This is a genomic window from Serratia sp. NA_13 (assembly GCF_052691735.1).
Map to the genome: position 1 here is coordinate 141,156 of NZ_JBQZFV010000004.1, position 18,234 is coordinate 159,389.

Here is an 18,234-nt window from a genome sequence, read left to right on the forward strand (position 1 = left end):
CGGAGGCGTTATGACTATTACCTTTTCTCACCCTTGGCGGGTGGGCTTGCTGCTGCTTGCCTGTTGGGCACCGGCCACTCTGGCAGCGGAACTGACGCTGCAACAATCGCTGACGGCAGCTGAACGCTATTCGGCAGAACTTTCGGCCAATCGACATCAGGTGAATGCCCTGGAGAACATGGCGGATTCGGCAATGCAGTTGCCCGATCCCAAGCTGAAGTTCGGTATTGAAAACGTGCCGGTGCAGGGGGGAAACGCCCGGCGCTTCACCCGCGAAGGCATGACGATGGGGCGGGTCGGCATCATGCAGGATTACGTCAGCAGTACCAAACGCCAGCGCAAGGCGGATACCCTGCGCGCTGAAGCCAGCCAGACGGATGCCGGCAGCGCTACCATTCGAGCCCGTTTGCAGCAGCAAACCGCTCAGGCGTGGCTGGAACTGGCACTGAGCCGGCAAACCTTGCGTGATGCCACTGCACTGGTTACGGAGAGTGAGCGTCAAATTGCCACTCAGCATGCAGGTGTGGCCGGTGGCGCTACTCCCGCCAGCGGCGTGCTGGACGCCAGACTGACGCTGCTGGCCATGCAGGACCGCATCAGTGAGGCTCAGCGTGACGTTGCGGTAGCGCAGGCACGCTTGACGCAACTGACTGGCCAGGCAACTACGGATACTGCCGGGGCGATGCCACGCTTTGAACGTTTACCGGCCGACAGCGACGTTTTGCGACAGGCGATCAAACAACATCCCGAGGTGCTGCAGGCCAGCCGTGAGGCGGACGTCGCCAAGGCGCGTTCGGCGCAATCAGAGGTGGCAGCGATACCGGACGTCGGCGTCGAGGTGTATTACGGCAAACGGGCCGACGAGTACGAGGATTTGGCCGGGGTGATGTTTACCGTCGATTTGCCGCTATTCCGTTCGCAGCGGCAGGATAAAGACTATGCCGCAGACGTGTCCCGCAACATGGAGGCTAATGATCGGCTGACGTTGTTGATACGTGATCATCAGGCACAGCTCGATACGCTGTTGGCGCAATATCAGGCAGCTCAGGCGCAGTGGCAGCGACAGCAGCAACAGGCGATCCCCCTGCAACAACAGCGGGTCACTTTGCTGTTAGCGCAGTACCGCAGCGGTAAAAGCGATTTGTCGGCGGTACTGGAAGCTCGGCGGGCGCTGCTCGACAGTCGCCTCAGCGCCGGCAAGGCCGCCAGAGAACTGGCGCAGATTTGGGCCGCCATTCGCTATCTCACCCCTCAGGAATCGATGCAATGAAAATACAATTCAAACTGGCGCTGTTAGCGGCGTTAATCGGCGGTGGGCTGGTGGGATACTGGTTTGGCGCAGCGGGAGAAGTGCCTGCACCGGCCGTCAAGAGTGAGCGGCAGGTGCTTTATTGGTACGACCCTATGATGCCGGGGCAGCGTTTTGACCAACCGGGTAAATCGCCCTTTATGGATATGCAACTGGTGCCGCGCTATGCCGATGAGGCTGAGCCGGAGGGGGGCGTGACCATTAGCGCCCGGCAACAGCAGAACCTGGGCGTTCGCACCGAAGCTGCACAATTGCGCCAACTGGAGCCACAACTGAACGCTTTCGGCAGCGTCGCTACCGATGAACGTGGGGTTCAGATTGTCGCCGCCCGCGCCAATGGTCTGGTGGAGAAACTCTATGTTCGTGCCAGCCAGCAGCAGGTGAAAAAAGGCCAGGCGCTGGCGCAGCTGTGGATCCCCGACTGGAGTGCGGCACAGCAGGAATATCTGGCGATACGCAAACTGGGCGATAGCGCACTGACCGCTGCTGCACGTCAGCGGTTGCAGTTGCTGTTCATGCCCGAAGCGGTGATCCGGCAGGTGGAACGTTCAGGTAAACCCGAACCGCGGGTGCAGATAGTGGCACCGGAAAATGGTTTCGTGAATAAGCTGAGCGTGCTCGAAGGCGCTCAGGTGACGGCCGCGCAGGGGCTGTTTGAACTAGCCAGCCTCGATCCGGTGTGGATTGTTGCCGACTATCCACAGGCGCAGGCTGGGTTACTCAAGGTGGGCGACAAGGTGCAGGCCGCCTCTGCCAGTTGGCCGGGGGAAAGGTTTGAAGGTGAGGTGAGCGAGCTGCTGGCCAATGTTGATCCGCTGACCCGTACCTTCAAAGCGCGCATTCTGTTAAAAAATCCTCAGCAAAAGCTGCGACCAGGCATGTACCTGCAATTGACGCTATCGCAGAACGCAGTCGGCAAACCGGTGCTGGCAATCCCCCAAGAGGCGCTGATAGATAACGGCGATCGTAACCGTGTATTGGTTGCCGAGGGTAACGGCCATTTCACACCGGTGGGAGTAGTGGCCGGGCGTGTGCAGGATGGCTGGGTGGAGATCAAACGCGGGCTGAGCGCCGGGCAACAGGTGGTGACCTCCGGTCAGTTCCTGATCGACTCCGAGGCCAGTATGCGCAGTGCCTTGCCGCAGATGGCGGCACAAACCGAAGTTAAACAGTACCAGGCCGAAGGGATGATTGAGGCACTCAATGGCGAAACCATGACGTTGTCCCACGGACCGGTGCCAGAATTACAGTGGCCGGCGATGACCATGGATTTTGCTCTGCCGCCGGGAGGATTACCTGCAGGCATCAAGTCTGGCGACCGGGTGAAAATTCACTTTAGCGTCGACGATAGCGGTTCACATATCAGCCAGGTTCTGCCGATCAATGCCGGGCACGGAGGCCACTTATGATTGCATTCGTGATCCGCTGGTCGCTGCGCAACCGGCTGCTGGTGTTATTGGCCTCGGTGTTGTTGGCCGGTTGGGGTGTATGGGCTCTGCAGAAAGCACCGCTGGATGCGCTGCCGGACTTGTCTGACGTTCAGGTCATCGTCCGAGCCACTTACCCCGGTAAGGCACCGCAGGTAGTTGAAGATCAGGTCACCTATCCGCTGACCACCACCCTGTTGACGGTACCGGGTGCCAAAACGGTGCGTGGTTTTTCCATGTTTGGTGATGCCTACGTCTACGTGTTGTTTGAGGACGGCACCGATCTTTACTGGGCGCGTTCACGGGTGCTGGAATCGCTGAGTCAGGTGCAATCCTCATTACCTGAGCAGGTGAAGGTGGCGCTGGGGCCGGATGCCACCGGCGTGGGTTGGGTTTACGAATATGCCCTGGTGGATAAAACCGGCAAGCACAGTCTGGCCGACCTGCGCGCGCTACAAGACTGGACGTTGAAGTTTGAGCTTAAAACCGTCCCCAACGTGGCGGAAGTGGCCAGCGTCGGCGGTATGGTGCGCCAGTATCAGGTGGTGTTGGATCCACCCAGCCTACGTGCGTTGAATATCACCCATCAACAGGTGGTGACGGCCATTCAGGACGCCAACCAGGAAGGCGGCGGGGCGCTGCTGGAAATGGGCGAAGCGGAGTACATGGTGCGTACCTCGGGCTACCTGAAAAAACTGAGTGATTTTGCCAACGTGGTGATCACCGTGCGCGATGGCGTGCCGATCCTGCTGTCGCAGGTGGCGACGTTGCGTGAAGGGCCTGAGATCCGCCGGGGCGTGGCAGAGCTGAACGGTGAGGGGGAAGTGGCGGGCGGCATTGTGGTGATGCGCTACGGTAAAAATGCACTGGAAACCATCAATGCGCTGAAGGTGAAATTACAGGAGGTTCAGCGGACGCTGCCGCCGGGAGTGGAAATCGTTACGGTTTATGACCGTTCTCAGCTGATTGAGCATGCCATCGAAACCCTGTCTCACAAGCTGCTGGAAGAGTTTATCGTGGTAGCGCTGGTCTGCACTCTGTTCCTGTTCCATTTCCGTTCGGCGCTGGTAGCGATGATCACGCTGCCGCTGGGGATTCTCGGTGCCTTTGTGGTGATGCATTATCAGGGGGTGAACGCCAATATCATGTCGCTGGGCGGGATCGCCATTGCGATAGGCGCGATGGTGGATGCGGCGATCGTGATGATCGAGAACATGCATAAGGTGCTGGAGCAGTGGCGACAGCGTCATCCAGGGCAACAGCCGACGTCAAAGGATTACTGGCGCATTTCGGAGCAGGCGGCGGTGGAAGTAGGGCCGGCGCTGTTTTGCAGTTTGCTGATTATCACGTTGTCCTTCATTCCGGTGTTCACCCTGCAGGCGCAGGAAGGGCGGATGTTCTCCCCACTGGCCTACACCAAAACCTACGCCATGGCGGTGGCAGCCGGACTGGGCATTACGTTGGTACCGGTATTGATGGGGTACTTCATCCGTGGCCGCATTCCCGACGAGCATGCCAACCCGATCAATCGCTGGCTGATCCGTTGGTATCAGCCGGTACTGGCGGCGGTGTTGGCGCGTCCGAAAACCACGCTCGGGGTTTCGTTACTGTTGCTGTTGTTGACCCTGTATCCGCTAAGTCGGTTGGGCAGCGAATTTATGCCTCAGCTCGACGAAGGTGACCTGTTGTATATGCCATCGTCATTGCCGGGCATGTCGGCGCGCGAGGCCGGCAGACTGCTGCAATTGACCGATCGGTTGATCAAGACCGTGCCGGAGGTGGCGACGGTATTCGGCAAGGCGGGGCGGGCGGAAACCGCCACCGATCCTGCGCCGCTGACCATGCTGGAAACCACCATTCGTTTCAAACCGCGTGACCAATGGCGGCCAGGTATGACCATGGACAAACTGGTGGTGGAGCTCGATAGCGTGGTCAAGGTGCCGGGCATCGCCAACGTATGGGTTCCACCGATCCGTAACCGGCTGGATATGTTGGCCACCGGCATAAAAAGCCCGGTCGGCATCAAGGTCAACGGCAATAACATGGCTGATATCGAACGGATTTCCGGGCAGGTTGAGCAGGTGGTAAAGCGGGTGCCGGGCGTCACCTCGGCACTGGCAGAGCGCATTACCGGCGGCCGTTACGTGGATATTGATATCGACCGTCAGCGGGCGGCACGCTATGGCGTCTCGGTGAAGGAGCTGCAATCGATGGTGGCGACGCTGGTGGGCGGTGAAAACATTGGTGAAACCATAGAGGGGCGGGCGCGTTATCCGATCAATGTGCGCTACCCGCGTGAGATTCGTGATTCAGTGCAACAACTGCAGGCATTACCGGTACTCACGGCCAATGGGAGTCAGGTGCCGTTGTCGATGTTGGCGGATATTCGGGTGACCGAAGGGCCGCCAATGCTGAAAAGTGAAAACGCACGGCTCTCCAATTGGATTTATGTCGATCTGCGTGGGCGCGATCTTAAATCGGCGGTAGAGGAAATGCAGCAGGCGGTAGCGCAGCAGGTCAGGTTACCGGCCGGTGTCTCTTTGAGCTGGTCTGGACAATTTGAATATCTGGAACGCGCCAGTGCCCAGTTGAAAATTGTGTTGCCGGTGACGCTGGCGATCATTTTCGTGCTGCTGTTTGTCACCTTCAGCAACGTGCGCGATGCGCTGTTGATCATGGCGACGCTGCCCTTTGCGTTGATCGGCGGCGTGTGGCTGTTGTATCTGCTGAACTACAACCTTTCGGTGGCCGGGGCCGTGGGCTTTATTGCCCTGTCGGGCGTGGCGGCGGAGTTTGGTGTGATCATGGTGCTGTATTTGAACCATGCGCTGGAAAAACACCGTCAGCCTGGGCAACCGCTAACCCAACAACAACTGATGGCGGCCATCAGCGAGGGTGCGGTATTGCGCGTGCGGCCAAAAGTGATGACCGTCGCCACCATTATGGCCGGGTTATTACCGATCATGTGGGGCGATGGTGCCGGCTCTGAGGTGATGCGGCGCATTGCGGCACCGATGATTGGCGGCATGGTCAGTGCACCGCTGCTGTCGATGCTGGTGGTCCCGGTGGTGTATTTGTTGTTGCACCGTAAGGGGTGATGGAGCGGGGGCGCGGTTATTCTGCGCCCCCGGATCACTGAGCCAGAAATTACTTCACCAGGAAGGCTTTAAACTGCGGCGTCATCACTGCGCTGAATCCCTCGTCGGTCTTGCTGATCAGATAGACCGCCAGCCCTTTCTCTTGCGCCAGTTTCAGTGCTTTTTCCGTCCCCAGCACCATCAGCCCGGTATCCCAGCCGTCGGCCTCCAGCGCGGTCGGGGCGATCACCGTGGCGGACACCAGACGGTGGGTAATAGGCCGGCCGGTGGTGGGATCGATTACGTGCGAATAGCGCTGGCCATCCTGTTCGAAATAGTTGCGGTAGCTACCGGCGGTGCTGATACCATAACCCTGTAAATCCACCAAAGCCTGTACCGCATTTTCTCGGTCAGTAGGCTTTTGGATCGCCACCCGCCAGGGTTTGCCCTGGCTGTTAATGCCACGGGAAGAAACCGCGCCACCAACCGAGACCAGGTAGTTGGTGATGCCGTTGCGCGCCATCAACTTTACCAACTGGTCAACGCCATAGCCTTCACCCAGCGTTGAGAGATCGACATACACCTCTGGCAGGTCTTTTTGCAGCCATTCACCGTGGATGTCACCGAGCAGTGTGAGATGCTGCAGGCCGACATTTTTTTGCGCGGCTTCTATTTGCTGCTGGCTCGGAACCTTGACCCCTCGTTTATCCGGACCGAAGCCCCATAAATTGACCAGTGGGCCGACGGTAATATTCATCGCGCCCTGAGTATCGCGGCCGATGCGTTGGGCCATCAGGATAATGTCCGCCATGCCGCTCGGGATCGGCTGTGGCTCAGTGCTACGGCTCTGATTAAAGCGCGACAGCACCGAATCATTGCGGTAGGTGGAGATATCGTCGTTGGCCCGTTCCAGCACTGTGTCGATCTGCTGCTGCAACTGTTGTTGATTGATGGCCACATCACCGCTGACCTTAACGCTGTAGAAGGTGCCCATGGTTTTGCCCTCGATGTCGATCTGCGGGCGGGTATTCTGGTCATTGCAGGCGCTCAGCAAGTTAAGCGTTATGCTCAGTAACAGCCCTTTGGCGAAAACGTTAGCCATAAAAAAAATCCTTCAAAACGGGGAAAGGCGCTACAAATAAAGCAAAGTGCGGCGAATGAAAAGCAGTTAAAGGGAAAAGAGCATTTTACTGGCGTTGCCGCTGCGCTTGGGCTAACTTCTGGCTCCTGATCCCCAGATTGTTTTTTTGAAGCGCTCAACATGAGTTCAAATATCGTTGCCCGGTTGTTCCAGCCGTTTCTGAAAGATCGTTTTTTACATATTCTGCTGTTGGCCGGCGTGCTGATGGCTGCTGTTAATCCGCAACAACTGCCTGCACTCAACGGTTTTATCGACTGGCGAACCATTATTACCCTGCTGGGACTGATGCTGCTGACCAAGGGGGTTGAGGTCAGCGGCTATTTTGACTTTATTGGCCGCAAGATAGTCAATACGCTGCACAGTGAACGGCGGCTGGCGCTGTTTCTGGTGTTTGCTGCCGCGCTGTTGTCGTCATTCCTGACCAACGACGTGGCGCTGTTTATCGTTATTCCGCTGACTATCACGCTAAAAAAACTGTCTTCGTTGCCAATTAGTCGGTTAATTATCTTCCAGGCGCTGGCGGTCAATGTAGGCTCGCTGCTGACGCCGATTGGTAACCCGCAGAACATTTTGCTGTGGAGCAAATCCTCGCTGTCGTTTCTGGCTTTTATTGCCCAGATGGTGCCCTTTGGCGCAGCAATGCTGGCCAGCCTGCTACTGTTAACCTGGTTCAGTTTCCCGGCGCGGGAGATCGTTAAAGCTCCACATACCGAAGGCTATCCTTACCAGCGACGCCTGTTGCTGAGTTGCGTGGCACTGTACGTTATTTTTCTGCTGTGTCTGGATATCGACCTGCCACTGTATGGCCTGTTGGCTGTGTTCGCCGGATTTTTACTGTTGGCTCGCCGGGTGTTGTTGCAGATTGACTGGAGCCTGATTTTTGTCTTTATCGCCATGTTTATTGACGTCGGGTTATTCACCCGCCTCGAGGCGGTCCAGCCCTGGTTCGCTGACATCGCCAGGTTGGGCGAGGGCGGTATTTATGCCCTGGGGATCGGCCTGTCGCAGGCGATCAGCAACGTGCCGGCGACCATTTTACTGCTTAACTATGTGCCTTCCAGCCAACTGCTGGCCTATGCGGTCAACGCCGGTGGCTTTGGCTTGGCGATAGGCTCATTAGCGAACCTGATTGCACTGCGGATGGCAGGCGAGCGAAAAATCTGGCTGAAATTCCATTATTACTCGCTGCCACTGCTGGCATGGAGTGGTTTGCTCGGCTGGTTGCTGGCTTAAGAGCGATATTTCTACTTGAAATATCGCTCTCCTTTGGAGCCTCTGTTAGCCGCGAGCGGCCAGCAAACAGATGCTGCGGGTGACCTGATAGGACTTTACAAAGGCGCTGATCGGCAGAAATTCAAAGCGCGAATGGAAATTGTGCGCACCGGTGAAGTAGTTGGGGGTCACCAGCCCGCGGCTGGATAATGCCGCACCGTCGGTACCCCCGCGCATCGGGATTACCTTTGGCGGAATACCGTGGGCGGCGAGTGCGCCGAAAATCAGTTCGATGGCGCGTTGGTCTTCACCGATCGAGTTGCTGATATTGCTGTAGATATCTGTGACGCTGCAGCTTACCCTGGCACGTGGGTAGTTTGCCGCCACTTGCCGGACCACTTCCTGAATGCGTTCTTTACGCGCATTGAAACTCGCCAGATCAAAATCACGGACTGACACTTTTAACGTGGCGAGGTTGGCATTGGCCGTCAGGTCGTTGAACCAGAAGTAGCCTTCACGCCCCTCGGTATGCTCCGGTGTATCCCGGCTGTCGAACTGATTGATGATGTCGTTGGCAATGCGAATCGGGTTGATCAATACATTCTTGGCCGACATCGGGTGCGCGGTAACCCCTTCAATGCGGATTTCCGCTGCCGCGGCGTTGAAGTTTTCATACACCACTTCGCCCAGTTCACAGCAGTCGATGGTATAGGCGAAGTCTACGTCAAAGCGTGCCAGATCCAGTGCCTTTGCACCGCGCAGGCCAATTTCTTCATCTGGCACAAAGGCCACCAGGATATCGCCGTGACGGTCGGTGGCACTCAGGTTAGCCAGCAGGGTCATCACTACCGTCACCGCCGCCTTGTTATCGGCGCCGAGTACGCTGGTACCGTCGCTGAAAATAATCTCTTCATTTGGGTAGGCCAGGATCTCCGGGTGCTCGGCAGTGCGCAGCCAGATATCATGCTCTGCGTTCAGGCACAGATCCTGGCCGCTAAAATGCAGGCGCTGCGGGTGAATATCTGCAGACAGGCCGACGTCAACGGTATCGATATGGGTAATAAAACCGATACGCGGCGCGCCGGGCTGGTTGCCGGGTTTACGTGCGGTAACGGTGGCGTGCTCATCAATTTGCACATCAGTCATCCCCAATTCGCGCAGTTCGGCTGCCAGCAGTTTGGCCATCTCATGCTGGCCTGGCGTGCTGGGCAGGGTTGTGGCGGCGGCATCGCTCTGGCTGGTTACCGCCAGATAGCGGAAGAAACGTTCGGTGAGCTGTTCGGCTATGGCGCTGGTCATGCGGGTTCCTCTCGGTAAGCAGTCTATCGGTTTTAATGGTAAATCAGTCGGTTGTCCAATGGTGCAATGCTTTCACCGTCGGAATGCGAGACGCCGCGCAGAATAAAAAAATAGCGGCGCAACTAGGAAATAGTCGCGGGTAACTGCGGCAAAATCATTGTTAGCTCTGGGGGGCGGATGCCCCAACAAAAATCTGAACGCTAAAGGAGAATTCATGCGCTCATGTCATGCTTTGCTTATTTCTTTGTTATCTCTGGGAATATCTCAGGCTGCCTGGTCCTCCACCGACGCTGGCCATGCCAACAGCAACGCCAATAGTCGCGAAGTGGTCAGCGCGCTTGGCGGTCTGAAGAACAAAACTTATAACCTGGAGCAGGCACCGAAGATCCGCGTCGCCAGCTTTAATATTGCCGCCGGTAAAGTCAGTGATATGACCGCCATCGCCAAGGCGATCAAGGCGATGAACGCTGACGTGGTGGCGCTACAGGAAGTGGACAAGCTGACCGGCCGCAGCGGCAAGCTGGATCAGGCTGCAGAACTGGCCAAACTGACCGGTATGCACGTAGTTTTTGGCCGCGCGATTGATTATGACGGCGGTGAATATGGCTTGGCGTTCCTGTCAAAATATCCGCTGCATGACAGCAAGATTTACCCGCTGCCTTCCGGTCAGCGTGAACAACGCATTGCCTTCAGCGCCCAGACCAACGTGCCTGAGTTCCCGGCGACGATTACGCTGATCAACACTCATTTGGATACTAAAGAAGATCCGGCCATGCGTTTGGAGCAGGTGCGCGAGTTGAACGATCGCACCATCGAAATGCGCGGTATCAAGCTGCTGTTTGGCGACATGAACGACGTTCCGGGCAGCGTTACCTGGACCGAACTGAGCCGCTACTGGAACGACATCACGCCTGCCGCGCAAGATGGCCGCAGTTGGCCGGCGGAAAATGCCGAAATCAAGGTCGACTACATCTTTAGCGGCAATGCCCAGCGCTGGCACCTGGACAGCATGACGGTGCCGAACGCCAGCGGCGACTGGAACGGCATTCACTGGCCGGCGGTCAGCGATCACCTGCCGGTAGTTGCCGAACTGCGACTGACCGAGCAGTAATTTAATCTACGGCCCGGCGATTGACTGTCGCCGGGCGCACTGGTTAATATCTGCCGATACAGCCCGGATCCGGGTCTGCGTAGGCGTTCACGTAATCCAACGCACTCGTTCTTGTTGCTTTGCAACGAGAAAAGAGAGTGTTGGAGTCATCTGGCTCTCTCTTTGTTTTTCTCCTTTTAGAGTGAGCATTTATGTCATCTGTAGTTTCACACGCGGATCCTTCCGCTAATAAAGCGTTGCTTTCGTTGACCGGCGCAATCTTCCTGACCTATCTGAGCGTGGCCTTGCCGCTAGCGGTGATCACCCTGTATGTGCATTTTGAACTGGGCATGAGCAACCTGATGGTTGGCGTAGTGTGTGCATTAACCGGGATAGTTTTTACCCTATTGTTTGCGCGCAGCAATGCTAAACAGGAATGACTCGGCTTAGCCGTTCGACAGCGGCGCAGATTTCCCCCGGCGTCAGGGCGGAAAAACCCAATAGCCAGCCATCGCGCCGCACGGTTGGCGTTAGATATTGGGCTGCCAGCCCTGGCGTCACGACCCCCAGGTTCTGTGCCTGACGGGTGAGGGCCTCTTCCTGACCGGCTGGCAGCCAGACGCTGAGTTGTAATCCGCCATCTGCCGGTTGTGGGGTGGCAAAATGCCCCAGTTTTTCCTGTATCTCCTCCAATAAGCGGTCACGACGATTGCGGTACAACTGACGCATATAGCGGATATGAGCGGCAAAATGCCCTTGCTGGATAAACTCGGCGGTCACTGCCTGCATCAGTTGGGCGCTGTGACCGTCATAAACCGTGCGTGCGGTGGTAAAGGGTTCCACCAACGCGGGAGGCACCACCAAATAGGCCAGCCTCAGTGAAGGAAACAACACCTTGGAAAAGGTGCCCAGATAGAGCACGTTGCCGTGCCGGTCCAGCCCTTGCATCGCCGGCATGGGCTGGCCGTCATAGTGAAACTCGCTGTCGTAGTCATCTTCAATAATCCATGCCTGCTGCCGTTGAGCCAAAGCCAGCAATTCGAGCCTGCGTGCCAGACTGAGCGCTATTCCGGTGGGATATTGGTGTGATGGCGTCAGGTAAATCAGTCGCGGCGCGGGCAGTTGTTCATCCGGCCGCATCCCAACTTCGTCAACATTGACCGCTACCAGCTCGGCACCGGCGCTGCTAAAGGCGTTTCTGGCTCCGCGATAACCGGGTTCTTCCATCCAAACCTTGTCGTCGCTATCCAACAGCAGGGTGGCAATCAACTGCAGGGCCTGCTGCGAACTGGTCAGCACCAGCACTTGCTGCGCATCGCAATTAACGCCGCGCGTTTGGCTGACATAGCCGGCAATAGCTTCGCGTAGCGGCAGATAACCTTGTGGATCGCCATAGCGCATCAGGGCTTCTCCCCGCAGGCGTAATTGCTGGGCGGTGAGCTGTTTCCACAGCTTTAGCGGGAAGGCGCGTAAATCTGGTGAGCCGGCGGCAAAGGGCAGGGGTTGTTGTGGATCGCGACATCCTCCGGTTTGAACTATTTGTCGGCCGCGTAGTGACAGACGTGGCTGTCCGGTAATTTTGCCGGCAGTCGGTGATTTAACCATGCGTATCGCCACTAGGCGTGGTACAGATTGATGACAAACACCAGAAAAACGTGGTTTTCGGGTGTTTGGGGTAAATCAGAAGATATAATCCTTTGTTTTTATTCGCTCTCAGATCAGAACTTTTAACCGCAGTGGACTTTGTCAGCAGTCTCGGTACTGTCTTGTTTTGTTCATCATCACATTTTCACTTTTTAGCCAGATGATAACCAGACTTCAATTGTAGCTTAAATAATAATCAATGACTGCTTGGCTCATCAGGCCGTAAGCAGCTAGGCTTTTTTGTGTTCGGGGGGAATGGAACGAAAACGAACGATATAATAATAACTATATAATTTTAAACTATTTTTCTTGGTTTAAGGATCTGTCGGACACACCCACAGCTTAGAGCTGTGCGGTGTGTCTCTTGTTCTTTGCCTCAACTTAGGCTGTCAAATCGTATCGTTAAGAAACCTTTGCTTTCACTTATTGACAATCTGTATGTATATGGCAAAATCCACATAAAGATAACGATAATCATTATCAACAATGGACGTTGTTCAGATATGAAGCAAAAACTAGCTCCTTTTACAATGTTAGCATTGTGCTTTGTCACAAAGCTTGCTTATGCAGAAAATATACCTAATCTTGTCGTTGGTGCAGGAGGTATCTACAAAGTTGAAGACTTCCTACCAGAGGAAAATAAGTGGACAATAAGTTCTGGCATTTCAATTTATGAAAATACTAAAACTAACATATCACCGCAGTATTCACTAAACATCACCTCATTAGGTTCTTTCTTTATAGACAACTCCGTCTCTATAATTACCACTAATACAAAGCAACTTTCCGGATATACTTCTTTTCAATATGGCGTTAGCAATAATTTATCACTTCGTGGAACAGTTATTGGAAAATATACGAAAAAAGACACTACCGACGAGCAATTTAAGCTTAACACTGAAAACAAACATAGTGTTGACAACTATAACTTTGGGGTTTCATATCGGATAGAAAATTTTTATCCACTTACAGTGGTGAGCGCTGGTACGGGGTTTAAGGCTGGTAGCCTTAATAATTACACATTATCATCCTCTTTTAGTTGGATTTTGGATCCCGTTGTGCTTACTTTATATCCTTCATATATCGATGGTATATCTAATAGGAAAGATGATGTTAAATACCGCTATTTCTCAACTACAGGAATTATAAGTGTTGCTTTAAATAATGATATAGACATTAAGTTTGGTGCCTCTAAAGATATTTACAGCATGAAAAAAAAGAACCCTCACTCTCCATCCTGGGATACAGCTAGTTCATTAATAACCGGCATTACCTTCAATCGCTGGAAGGATTTTACTGCTGATTTTAGCATCGATCATGAACTAGGTGGCATGGATTCAAACACATTTTCTATCGACTTTTCATGGAGGGTATAATTATGGAAATAAGAATGAAAAATTTTAAATATTTAATTCTTTCATTATATCTACTAAACTTTAATTCCACAGCTTCAACTGCACAAAAGATCGATGATCTTGAATATAAACCTTATCAAGTTATGACTGATGCGGAGTTGAATAGTACGAAAGGAAAAGCCATTCCGGTTGTACTTGTACCTATCTTATGGGCAGCAGCTCAAGGAGCCACTGTAAACTTAAGCGCTTATCTAGCGCAAACAATTGGAGCTGGAAATGAAGTGAAATTCAATGAAGCACTAGCTGCAGCGGCTGTTGGCGCAGGCATTGGCGCTGTGGGCGGCGCCCCATTAATGGCTGATAAATTTTTACTCACTGAAGCAGGTGGATTGTTATTTGGTGGCTTGGCTGGTGAATATCTAGGGAAAAATAAAAATAAGGTTGGGCCTGCTCTAGATTCTGTTCCGTCTCAAGCGGATTTAAACAAAATTTTGAATGATCCTAACTGGGGTGATAGTCATTTTAAAAAAATGCCTGGTCTTAGTGGAGGCCGCTACAAAGAAGCAATGCAGAAAGCTGTGGACGATCCTGCTTCATGGAATAAGTTAATGAAACAAAGATGTACGGCTTGTCATTAAAGGGGGCTATCATGAACTTTATTTATATCGTTTTTATTTATGTCATGTGGTTTTTTTTATTTAAAATTTTGAGTGGTAAATATAAGTGGTTAAACGCAATATATTCAATTATACCTGCATTTTTAACTGTTTGCTTAGTTAGATGGTTAATTGGTTAGTTGTTAAATTGTTTAAAGGATGCATATGAATGAAAAAAGCTTCGTGTTTATATTGGGTTTTTCTCTAGTATTAGGATTGTATAGTGAGGCTTTTGCCATTGAAAGGCCTCGAGATAAAGTGAAGGAGTACTTTTCTGAAGCAAAGACAAAGAATATAGAAAGACAACTTTTTGACAATTCATGCGGAATTGCATCATTGGCTTTTGTTCTGAATAATTACTATGACAAAAGCACTTCGGAGAAAAATTTATTTTTCTTTATTGGTTTAAAGCCTGAATATTCGTTGGGGGATTTGAAGAAAACCGCTAACACATTTAATATTTTAACGGTTGGATTAAAAATCAAACTGAATGAGTTAAAAAGATTAAAATCACCAGCCATCTTGAAAACCAGTACAAACGGAGGGCATTTCATTGTGTATACAGGTTATAAAGATGGGTGGTTTCAAGTTGTGGATCCTGCTAAAGGGAGGATGAACTATTTTGAAAGCGAACTAGAGAAAATATTTAAAATAGAAGGAGGAGAGCATGGTACTGCGTTGGTTTTTATCTCCAACATAAAAAATAATTTTGATGATAAAATTCTTTACACCAACTCTACGAATAGACTCTTTTTGGAAAAATGATTCGTTTATATTAATAATCTGGATGGATACTCTTTATGCATTTTTATCAATCTATTCATCAATGGTTCTATATGCTTTGCAGGAAAAATACAGCGCTCTAAAACTGACAGTGAGATGCGTCGAGATCACTTATCGGCAGTGGGGTAACTAAATGTGCTTATATACTAAAATTAAAGGTGCGTATATCGATAAAAGTAAGGGCGCTGACTGCGCCCTAAATAGCAAGGTCAAATATCCCCATGCATTATCTTCATTGCGTTAATTATAACTGACATTTTTTTGTCTCCGATGGCCTTCAGGAACTTCTCTTTAAATTCATTATAGAGCTCTGATACATATATTAACCTGAGTGAATCTATGTCTATCGTTCCGTTATTATCAGTGGAGTGCGGTGGCCAGATGGTTACTTTATCAGAGTCATTATACGATCTGGAAAAATCGTCTAATTCGTCCCGGTTTATTAAGCGAATGATCGCAAGTAGGTGCTTTAATGAGTATGGCTTGATAAAGTGCTTTCCTTCGATAACAAAGAAAACGGAAGCAGGGTCATCATATCTTAGTTCGCTGCCATGGCAAACTATAGAAAAATCTAAATCATCGACGCAAAAATCCACCCTATGCGAAGGGATGTTTTGAGAAAGTTCTTTTACCCTCCATTTCTCTTTGTTTTTTGAATGATTCCACGTGTAACAAGAGGGAATAATTTTTGCAATCTTGCTTTGGTAAATATTAAATCTATAGTTTCTTTTGGGTACTATGCAAAGTTAAATGCTCCACTTTCCAATGGGCGGGTTAAATATTCGGCGTAGGTGCCGTCGATGCATTTATTAATAACTGATTTTATACTGCTGATAGTTTCATCTAGGGTGTGTCCCGTAACTATTTTTTGTACAATCTGACGCATGGTTTAACCACAAAAGATCCTTTAATTTGGCTCGTTACGATTTCCCCGATGAAGCATGGGCGCTGATTTCTCCCATGCTGCCGCCTGAAAGAGGCTCTTCCAGAGGTGGGCGTCCTTACTTTGCGCACCGGCATGTCATGAATGGCATATTTTGGGTGCTTTGCTCTGGCGCACCGTGGCGGGATTTACCTGAGCGTTATGGCCAATGGAAAACGATTTACAACCGCTTTAACCGATGGTCTAAAGAGGGAGTAATGAACAGTATTTTCAATAAATTACTCCAGATTCTGGATGAGAGAGCGCTGATTGACTGGGATGTTATCGCGCTGGATGGCAGTAATGTTCGCGCCCTGAAAGCAGCCGCCGGTGCGAAAAAAAACACCCCGATGAACACGAGGACCATGGGCTGGGTCGCTCTCGCGGCGGCTTTGGCACCAAAATCCATCTGGCGACAGATGGCACAGGATTACCGCTGAGTTTTTGCCTGAGCGGTGGACAAGCCCACGAAAACCAGTATGCGGAAACGTTGCTTAACCGGGTTGGGATTATCCGAAAAAGCGGGCACCTGAAATCACGTCCGAAAGCCGTACTGGCGGATAAGGGTTACTCCAGTAGACGTATTCGCATTTATTTGAAAATAAAAGGGATAAAAGCGGTTATTCCGTTTAAATCGAATGATAAAGCCCGCCAGGACGGACGTCGGCCCCTCAATACGCGTCTGTACAAAAAACGCAATGTCGTGGAGCGTTGCTTTGCGATACTGAAAGAAAATCGTCGTATCGCTACACGCTCGGAAAAAACAGGCAGAAACTACCTAAGTATGCTAAAGCTGGGAGCGATCAGGCTATTTTTGAAGCGGTTGCTAAGTTAAGGGACACAGCCTAGTGATATGTTAAAATTTATTTAACTTTCAGCTTTGTTTTTTCTCACATCGTCAATTTGATAAAATTAATTATTTTCAATGAATTAGGTTTTTTGAAACAAAAACAACCTAAAAATTTGCTATTTTTGCAATGTTCAAATACATTAAATAAAGTGATTTTTAAATGTAACTAGTGTTAATGTTTAACGATTAATGATCATCAATCGATAACCTATTGATATAATTTTTATCTATCTTCAATCTTATGATTGATTAATTACCATGAAATTTCATTATTTATGACTCCGTCATTCCATATTAAGTTTAGATGGCATGTGAAAATTGCACATCTAATCCTGGCGTAGAAATACGCATCCTTGATAAAAAGTAATTGGAGGTATTTAGTGGAAACAAACAACATTTATACGTCTCAACTTACCAGCAAGGAACTAGAAGCCTCATTTTCAACATTAAGAGATAAGTTGAAAATGTTGAAAGAAACGCTTTCAGATGAAGAAGGCGAGGTGTTCTCAAAGATTATCAAATCAGCGGGAACTCATCTTTCATCACTTCAACAGTCAAATCAGGCGGAAGATAAGTTTAGCTATATAAAACCTATCTCGGCCGCAGCCAGTGTCAAGGTCAGAGAGGATATTATCGCACTCTCTGATGAGCTGGAAGTCCATTAGTTTAAATGTTTTTAAATTATGAAATATATAGCGGTACTGTTTTTACATTCCGCTATATATTTTTTGAGGCTTTAATATGATAAAAACATCTGAACCAGGAAATATAAATAATAGGCTTAATGCTTTTAAAAATACGTTATCCGAGCAGGAAAGAGAACATTACAAATTACTCCTCTCCCTTGCTTGCGGTGAGTTATTAGGTAAAAATAATAAACAGGATGTTGAAAATTCCGCTTTGAAAGCGACGTTGCAGTCTTTGGCTGAGCTACAGCCACATCACGATCGGGTTACCGTTAATGGCATAGCCTGGAAAGGACGGCCGGATTTTTTGTCCGAAGAGCTATTTGCTGCATTAAATGAAGAGTCTAAAGATCTTTATCATTTATCACAGAGATTTGATGACCACTTAGTATCAAGCGGTGGAATAATTGCACGGCAAGTTGGTTTTTCAGAACAGCTAATTGATCAAGTTAAAAAGTATGCAGGTAACATCATTCCTACAGGAAAGACGAATTATCTTTATTACAATGAGAAAGGCATGGGCATTGATCCACATATAGATAATGCTGAATTTCCAATGAATGTGATAATGATGTTAGATCATAAATTCGAGTCATCACCATCCGCGTTGATACTTTATCCTACTGATCAAGAACCCGTTCGTATTTATCTGCAACCGGGGGAGATGATTATATTGTTTGCTGATAGCATTCTACATTCAAGAGAACGAATGAAAGTAAACGAAGAGGTCAGAATAGTCGCATTTGGATTTCAACCCGTATAACTTAAACTGAATGGTGAGGG

Annotated in this window: 14 protein-coding genes and 1 pseudogene; 12 read left to right on the top strand and 3 right to left on the bottom strand. The window is 50.7% G+C overall.

Annotated elements, in window-relative coordinates; all coding sequences use genetic code 11:
* Positions 1-10: 10 nt before the first annotated feature.
* The 3 genes from ACUTSU_RS09155 to ACUTSU_RS09165 are packed head-to-tail and all read left to right on the top strand — an operon-like array spanning position 11 to position 5,834.
* The gene (locus ACUTSU_RS09155; protein ID WP_445654068.1) at positions 11-1,270 is read left to right on the top strand and encodes a TolC family protein; all 1,260 of its coding nucleotides are present in this window, start codon (positions 11-13) and stop codon (positions 1,268-1,270) included.
* Positions 1,267-2,718: an efflux RND transporter periplasmic adaptor subunit gene (locus ACUTSU_RS09160; protein WP_445652384.1), complete on the top strand. Its 1,452-nt coding sequence runs from the start codon at positions 1,267-1,269 to the stop codon at positions 2,716-2,718. Before ACUTSU_RS09155 ends, ACUTSU_RS09160 begins: the two co-directional genes overlap by 4 nt.
* Positions 2,715-5,834, top strand: coding sequence for an efflux RND transporter permease subunit (locus ACUTSU_RS09165; protein WP_445654069.1), 3,120 nt, complete (start codon positions 2,715-2,717; stop codon positions 5,832-5,834). The genes ACUTSU_RS09160 and ACUTSU_RS09165 overlap by 4 nt, the downstream gene beginning before the upstream one ends.
* Before the next feature lie 49 nt (positions 5,835-5,883).
* Here ACUTSU_RS09165 and apbE read toward each other — a convergent pair whose 3' ends face one another.
* Complete coding sequence (gene apbE, locus ACUTSU_RS09170) at positions 5,884-6,915, bottom strand: FAD:protein FMN transferase ApbE (RefSeq protein WP_445654070.1); 1,032 nt, start codon at positions 6,913-6,915, stop codon at positions 5,884-5,886.
* A gap of 159 nt (positions 6,916-7,074) precedes the next feature.
* Between apbE and ACUTSU_RS09175 the strand changes: the two genes are divergently transcribed.
* Positions 7,075-8,187: an SLC13 family permease gene (locus tag ACUTSU_RS09175; RefSeq protein ID WP_445652381.1), complete on the top strand. Its 1,113-nt coding sequence runs from the start codon at positions 7,075-7,077 to the stop codon at positions 8,185-8,187.
* A 45-nt stretch (positions 8,188-8,232) separates the two neighbouring features.
* Here the strand turns inward: ACUTSU_RS09175 and pepT are convergent, their stop codons facing one another.
* Positions 8,233-9,465 carry a peptidase T gene (gene pepT / locus ACUTSU_RS09180; protein ID WP_445654071.1) on the bottom strand — a complete coding sequence of 411 codons (1,233 nt, stop codon included), beginning with the start codon at positions 9,463-9,465 and terminating at the stop codon, positions 8,233-8,235.
* A gap of 214 nt (positions 9,466-9,679) precedes the next feature.
* Here pepT and ACUTSU_RS09185 point away from each other — a divergent pair, with 214 nt between their 5' ends.
* On the top strand, positions 9,680-10,576 hold the full coding sequence (locus ACUTSU_RS09185) for an endonuclease/exonuclease/phosphatase family protein (protein WP_445652379.1): 897 nt from the start codon (positions 9,680-9,682) through the stop codon (positions 10,574-10,576).
* 191 nt (positions 10,577-10,767) lie between these two features.
* A complete protein-coding gene (locus tag ACUTSU_RS09190; protein WP_445652378.1) occupies positions 10,768-10,995 on the top strand; it encodes a hypothetical protein in 228 nt (75 codons plus the stop codon).
* Here ACUTSU_RS09190 and pdxR read toward each other — a convergent pair.
* Positions 10,982-12,172, bottom strand: a pseudogene (gene pdxR / locus ACUTSU_RS09195) (MocR-like pyridoxine biosynthesis transcription factor PdxR); the annotation flags it as partial. The gene ACUTSU_RS09190 and the pseudogene pdxR overlap by 14 nt on opposite strands.
* 530 nt (positions 12,173-12,702) lie before the next feature.
* Between pdxR and ACUTSU_RS09200 the strand changes: the two are divergent.
* The 6 genes from ACUTSU_RS09200 to ACUTSU_RS09225 all read left to right on the top strand — a co-directional run bounded on the left by ACUTSU_RS09200 (position 12,703) and on the right by ACUTSU_RS09225 (position 18,214).
* Positions 12,703-13,575, top strand: coding sequence for a hypothetical protein (locus ACUTSU_RS09200; RefSeq protein WP_445654072.1), 873 nt, complete (start codon positions 12,703-12,705; stop codon positions 13,573-13,575).
* A 14-nt stretch (positions 13,576-13,589) separates the two neighbouring features.
* Positions 13,590-14,192, top strand: coding sequence for a hypothetical protein (locus ACUTSU_RS09205; RefSeq protein ID WP_445654073.1), 603 nt, complete (start codon positions 13,590-13,592; stop codon positions 14,190-14,192).
* Between the two features lie 183 nt (positions 14,193-14,375).
* Positions 14,376-14,975 (top strand): C39 family peptidase, encoded by a 600-nt coding sequence (locus tag ACUTSU_RS09210; RefSeq protein WP_445654074.1) that lies wholly within the window; start codon positions 14,376-14,378, stop codon positions 14,973-14,975.
* 930 nt (positions 14,976-15,905) lie between these two features.
* A protein-coding gene (locus tag ACUTSU_RS09215; RefSeq protein WP_445654075.1) for an IS5 family transposase occupies positions 15,906-16,750 on the top strand; the annotation gives its coding sequence in 2 pieces (ribosomal slippage) (positions 15,906-16,251 and positions 16,251-16,750; 846 coding nt in all).
* Between the two features lie 395 nt (positions 16,751-17,145).
* Positions 17,146-17,430: a hypothetical protein gene (locus tag ACUTSU_RS09220; protein ID WP_041418640.1), complete on the top strand. Its 285-nt coding sequence runs from the start codon at positions 17,146-17,148 to the stop codon at positions 17,428-17,430.
* Between the two features lie 76 nt (positions 17,431-17,506).
* Positions 17,507-18,214 carry a hypothetical protein gene (locus ACUTSU_RS09225; protein WP_445652375.1) on the top strand — a complete coding sequence of 236 codons (708 nt, stop codon included), beginning with the start codon at positions 17,507-17,509 and terminating at the stop codon, positions 18,212-18,214.
* Positions 18,215-18,234: the final 20 nt, after the last annotated feature.